This window comes from Pseudomonas brassicacearum (assembly GCF_918698105.1).
Taxonomy (GTDB): Bacteria; Pseudomonadota; Gammaproteobacteria; order Pseudomonadales; family Pseudomonadaceae; genus Aquipseudomonas; species Aquipseudomonas brassicacearum_F.
Genome location: NZ_CAKKMI010000003.1, coordinates 141448 through 147619, shown reverse-complemented (window position 1 = coordinate 147619; position 6172 = coordinate 141448). Strand labels below are relative to the sequence as shown.

Here is a 6172-nt window from a genome sequence, read left to right as displayed (position 1 = left end):
GTACCCAATCCAATCGGTCGAAACTAAAGTTCCACAGCCTTAAGTGAACAGCATTGCTCGCCACAGGGCCTTGTTCCCTGCGCGACAGCGCAGCGTCGAAGACGCGGCGGCCACTCCCTCGCCACAAGATTATCGAACGCCCCCCCGCTTCAGAACGGCACAGCCACCGTCACCTGGCTGTACACGTTGGTGCCATTGCCACTCACTTGATTGCCCCCGGTCGTTGCATCCCGATCCGGCTTGTAGAGGCCTATCAGCGGCGTGATGATCAAGTGCTCGTTCACCGCCCACTCGGCATACAGATCCAGCTCACGGGCATCCAGGTTCAGGGCGCTGTCCTTACGCACGGTGTTGTAATCGAAGTACAACGCACCGAGGGTCAGATTCTCCAACGGCGTGGCTGTCAGGCCGACATGATGAATGCCCGTGTTGCTGTTGAAGGGCCCTGCATAGTTACCCGCGACTTCGCCCTGGAACCAGGTGCCATAGCCGGTGCTCTGCCCGGTGAACAGCGAGTCCCACTTCTGCGAATAACGGCTGTAGCGGTACGTCAGCTTCGGGGCCCAGGCAAGGTCGGCAAAGGTGTAGCCGGCCTCGGCGTACCAGGCGTTCTGCGGGCCGGCGTCCTTGTCCTGCCAGGCGTATTCAAAGGCCAGGCTGGCGTTCTCGATACCCGCGTCGCCTTCACCACGAATGCTGTAGACGTCCATGCCCTTGCGTTGCTTCTGGAAATCGCTGGCCCACTGCTCGTTCACGTCCAGGCCATGTATCCAGGTCAGCCCCAACGTGCCCGCCTTGGCGGTGTAGTCGAGCGTACCGGCGGCCAGCTCGGTTTCGGCCTGGGCGCGGTTATCGGACTTGAGCCACACCACACTGCCATGCAGCCCATCCTGCCCGCCCAGACGCAATACGGCGGTTTGATCGAACGCGTGCCGGGCAGCCAGGTAATAGGCACCACCGCGATTCAAGCGACCATCGGCAGGCCCTTTGCCCAGGTTCGGCCCGTCATCGTTGATCAGGAAGCCCCTGCCCAGCTTGACCACCTGGCGGCCGCCGGAGATATCGACACCGTCCTGTCCCAGCACGGGGAACAGATCGGCGGAACGCCAACCCAAGTAAGCGTCTTCAATCTTGGTCGTGCGCTCGCTGCCCAGCGAATTGCCGGCCGCGTCGCCATCGCCCCAGGTGGCAGAACTGACCAGGCTGAACGCCCCGTAGGCGGTGCCATGGCCAGCCAGGCCCTGGTCGCCGCTGACGCCGTACTTGATGAAGCCTTCGCGCCAGGTTGAACCGCCTGGCCGGCCGTCGTAGTTCTTGCGACTGTTGAAATGACCAAACACCGCCAGCATGTCGGCGTTGAGGTGCGTGTCGTCATCGGCATACAACTCATAGGCCTGGACCTGACTCGCAGCGCAGAGCGCCAGCGTACAGGCAAGGCCACTGCCGAAAAATTCCATACGCGATAGGTTCCGCATGGCTGGAGCTCCTTGTGGTGCGCCTTTGAAGGCTGTCTTTATATTCAGGAGCCGGCGCAGCACGCTGCGCCGGCTTACAGGCTAGCAGCAGTCGGCGAGTGCGCTGTCCAACGCGCCGACCATCATGGCGGCTTCGTCGCAGGTGAGGGTCAGCGGCGGCGACATCACGATTTTGTTGCCTATCGGACGCATCAGTACGCCGGCCCGGCGCGCTTGCTCGGCAATACGCGAGGCCAGGCCGTTGGCGGGGTCAAGCGGCTCGCGGGTGGCCTTGTCCGCCACCAGGTCCACGGCGATCATCAAGCCCTTGCCGCGCACTTCGCCCACTACCGCATAACGTTCGGTCAGCGGTTGCAGTTGCTCCAGCAACTGGGCACCGACTTTCCCGGCGTTACCCGGCAAATCCTCGGCCTCGACGATGTCCAGCACCGCCAGGGCCGCCGCGCAGGCAGTCGGATGCCCGCTGTAGGTGTAGCCGTGCATGATTACGTTGCTGAAGCCCGGGCCGTTCTCGATGGCATCGACCATGCGCTGGTTGAACACCGTGGCGCCCATGGGGATGTAGCCGGCGGTGATGCCCTTGGCCAGGCACAGTACGTCGGGGGCGACGCCCCAGCCACGACTGCCGAGCATGCAGCCGGTGCGGCCGAACCCCGTCACCACTTCATCGGCGATCAACAGGATGCCGTGGCGGTCGCAAACTTCCCGCAGCCGCTTCCAGTAATGCGCCGGCGGCACAATCACGCCGCCGGCACCCTGCACCGGTTCGGCGATCAGCGCGGCGATGGTCTGCGGGCCGAGCAGTGCGATCTGGTCTTCCAACTGGCGAATGCAGTGAGCGGTCAGTTCTTCCGGATCGCGGCAATCCCACGGATTGCGGTACAGCCACGGCGTGTCGAGCAGATGACAGCCGGCCAACAGCGGCCCGTGGTTGTAGTGATACACGCCGTTGCCGCCCACCGAGGTGCCGCCCACGTGCACGCCATGGTAGCCATTGCGCAATGACAAAAAGCGCGTGCGCCCTGGCTCGCCGCTGGCGATCCAGTATTGGCGGGCCATTTTCAGGGCCGTCTCGACCGCATCGGAACCGCCGGAGCTGAACAACACTCGCGCCATGTTTTCCTGGGCGAACATCGACGTCAGCCGCTCGGCCAGGTCGAACACCCGCGGATGGGCGATGCCGTCGAAGGTCTGGTAATAGGCCAGTTCATCCAGCTGCGCGGCAATGGCCGCCTTCACTGAAGGCCGGTTATGGCCCACATTCACGTTCCACAAGCCGCCGACACCATCGAGCATGCGATGGCCTTCGATATCGGTGATGTAGTTACCGTCGCCACGGGCGATGATCAACGTCTTGGACCGGTTCGCCGGCGCCGAAGAACTCATCGGATGCCAGAATTTTTTTGGTGCTGTCTTGTAGTGCTCGTACATGGTTGCAGTCCTCATTCTGTTTCACACTTGCGTACGTACAGCAGTTGCTGGCCGGTGAACTCCAGCAACCCTTCAAGGCCGAACTCGACGCCGAACCCGGACATCTTGCTGCCGCCAAACGGCGTATTCGGCTGGATCTGCGCATGGCAGTTGACCCAGGCCATGCCACATTCCAGGCGACTGGCCAGGGCCTGTGCCTGCTCGCTGTCACGTCCCCAGACCGATCCACCCAGGCCCATGTCGCCAGCATTGGCGCGACGCAGGACATCCTCGACATCCTGGTAGGCAATCAGCGGCAACACCGGCCCGAACTGCTCCTCATCCACCAGGCGCTGCCCATCGGTCACATCGGCGACCAGCGTCGGCGGATAGAAAAAGCCCGGACGGTCCAGACGAGCACCGCCGCACAACACACGCGCGCCCTGGGCACGGGCATCCGCCACCAGCTCCTCCACCAGCGCCAGTTGTTCGAGGTTCTGCACCGGGCCGAACGTGACCCCGGGCGCCAAGCCGTCGCCCACCACCTGACGCTGGGCGATCTGGGTCAGGGCCGCGGCAAAGGCCTCGTACTGCGATTGGTGGATGTACAAGCGCTTGAGGGCGGCGCAGGTCTGTCCCATGTTCAGGAATGCGGCCTGGAAGATATCTTCGGCGACCGCCTCGACCGAGGTGCCTGGCAGTACGATGGCGGCATCGTTGCCGCCCAGCTCCAGGGTCAGGCGTTTGAGGTTGCCGGCGGCGCCGCGCATCACGCTTTGGCCGGTGGCGGTGGAGCCGGTGAAGACAATCTTCTGGATACCGGCATGGGTGGTGATCGCACTGCCGAAACCTTGTTGGCCGGTCACGCTATTGATCACGCCCCGCGGCACATGGCGCGCGATGACTTCCACCAGGCGCAGGGTGCTCAGAGGCGTCAGGCTTGACGGTTTACTGATCACGCAGTTGCCGGCCCGCAACGCCGGCATGATGTGCCAGACGGCGATCATGAACGGCCAATTCCAGGGCGTGATCGACGCCACCACGCCCAACGGCTTGCGGTGCAGTTCAATGCGCTGGGTCGGGGTTTCTTCCACCAACTCCACGGGAATCTGCTGCTCGGCGGCATAGCGCGTCCAGGCCACCGCGCCCATCACTTCGGAGAACGCCAACTCCAATGGCTTGCCCTGTTCCAGGACAATGAGCCGGGCCAACGCCTCGGCTTCCTGTTCGAGATCGGTAGCGATGCTCAGCAGGCGCTGGCGGCGATCCTCATGGGTGCTGTGTCGCCACTCGACAAAGGCTGATTGCGCCGCTTCGACGGCAAGGTCCAGCTGGGCCAGGGAACCGGCCGCGCATCGAGCGAACACCGTACCGGTCGCCGGATTGAGCACATCGAAGTGCCCGTTTTCACCGTCGACCCGAGCCCCATTGATGAGCATTTGATAATCGTGCATTGCACCTTCCTTTCACGCGCTGACGAACCGTCCCGAACGACAGCGGACTTGTTTTCTAAAGTGGATTGAGGTTGTGCGTGACGCCTCAGAGCTTGTGGCTTCCCAGTGCCATGAACCGCTCGGGCGATGCCTTGCGCAATCGAGCGGCGAGGAACACGCCGACGATCAGCGCGACGGGAATCACCGCGCAGAGGCCATAGGACAAGAGCTGGCTGGCGCCGGTCAGCACGTCGAAATGAATCACCGCAAGGGCCAGGACCGCCAGCAATGCCAGGCACGAAAAGACCGGAAGAATCCGACCGCGCCAGAGCCCCAGCTTCAGCTCCGGGTGAGCGCGAAAATAGACAAACACCGACGCAGAGGTCAGCGCCATGAGCAGGATCACGCACAGGGTGGCCAGGTTGGAAAACCAGGCGAACAACTGAAGGATCGGATCGGCGTCCAGCGCGGCGAAGATCAGCACCACCACCGCCGCGATCAGGCTTTGCAGGACCGAGCCCATGTGCGGACTCTGGTGCACGCGGTGGGTGGTGCCCAGCCGGCTGTGCAGCAAACCGTCACGGCCGATGGCATAGAAATAACGCGCCGCGGCGTTGTGGAACGCCAGCAGCCCGGCGTAGATGCTGACCATGAACAGCACGCGGATGATCTGGGTCAGGTGCGGGCCGACAAAGTGATCGGACATGCCGTAGATGAACGTGGTCGGATCCTGGAGCGCCTGCAGGGTCGGTACGATCTTGTCCGCCCCGACGCCGATCACCATCGCCCAGACCGACAAGGCATAGAAACCACCGATCAACAGCACTGAGCTGTAGGTGGCAATGGGAATCGTGCGATGCGGATTCCTTGCCTCCTCGCCGTAGATGGTGGTGGCCTCGAAGCCGATGAACGCCGCGAAGCAGAACAGCAAGCCGATGGACGGCGTGCCGCTGAACACATGGCTGCGATCGAACGAATCGAGATTGATGCCACTGTCGCCACCGGTCTTGAGGATGGCGAAATCCAGCGTCAGGATCGCCAGGTATTCGGCAATGACCACCACCGACAGCACCCGGGCCGACAGGTCAATCTTGCGATAGCCAAGAATCGCGATGCTCGCCATTGCCAGGAGTGAATAGGTCCACCACGGCAAGTCCAGGCCAAAGACGCTAGCCATCGTGCCACTGACCACGCCGCCGAACATGCCATAGAGGCCGACCTGGAGAATGTTGTAGGCAAACATCGCCAGCACCCCTGCCGCCCCGCCGGCCAGGCCACCCAGGCCGCGGGAGGTGAAGGCATAGAAACCACCGGCGTTGGTCATGTGGCGGGACATGGCGGTGTAGCCCGCCGAGAACGCCAGTAACACCAGCAAGGCCAGGAGCAGCAATGCCGGTGTGCCAGCGCCGTTGCCCAACATGATGCCAATGGGGAAACCGCCGGCGATGACGCTCAAGGGACTCGCCGCCGAAATCACAAAGAAGATGATGAAACCGACACCCAAGGCGCCGCGCTTCAACTCCGTCGAGCTGCTGATCGGGAAAGATACGCTCATTGTTCTTGACCTTATTGTATGAGGCAGTTGTTGCTGGATCGGAGCCGGCCAGCTTCGCCGACTTCCAAAAGCTTATTGTTTTGCTTGCACGCTGGATTCGATGCTAGGCCCTTGCCAAAACCCTTCGCTATCCCAAAACGGCAGCATCCAAAGCCGCGCCCCAAAACAGGTCAACACTCCAGCGTGCAGCGTGCAGCGGCTGCCGATTCGGGATAACCGGCCGGCGTTTCCTGCCGCAAGATAGCCTTGCCCACCGCTCAGACAGTGCTGGGCCCAAAACAATAAAAGCCCCTAAGCGC

The 6172-nt window shown here is 62.6% G+C and carries 4 protein-coding genes; all 4 read right to left on the bottom strand.

Going from position 1 to position 6172, the window contains the following annotated elements:
• Positions 1 to 149: 149 nt before the first annotated feature.
• Entirely contained in the window at positions 150 to 1475 is a 1326-nt protein-coding gene (locus tag LQ215_RS02515) for an alginate export family protein (RefSeq protein WP_230147274.1), read from the bottom strand.
• 81 nt (positions 1476 to 1556) lie between these two features.
• Positions 1557 to 2906 carry an aminotransferase class III-fold pyridoxal phosphate-dependent enzyme gene (locus LQ215_RS02510; RefSeq protein WP_230147273.1) on the bottom strand — a complete coding sequence of 450 codons (1350 nt, stop codon included), beginning with the start codon at positions 2904 to 2906 and terminating at the stop codon, positions 1557 to 1559.
• Between the two features lie 11 nt (positions 2907 to 2917).
• Positions 2918 to 4339, bottom strand: a complete 1422-nt coding sequence (locus LQ215_RS02505) for an aldehyde dehydrogenase family protein (protein ID WP_230147272.1) — start codon at positions 4337 to 4339, stop codon at positions 2918 to 2920.
• An 85-nt stretch (positions 4340 to 4424) separates the two neighbouring features.
• A complete protein-coding gene (locus LQ215_RS02500) occupies positions 4425 to 5873 on the bottom strand; it encodes an APC family permease (RefSeq protein ID WP_230147271.1) in 1449 nt (482 codons plus the stop codon).
• Between the last annotated feature and the right edge of the window lie 299 nt (positions 5874 to 6172).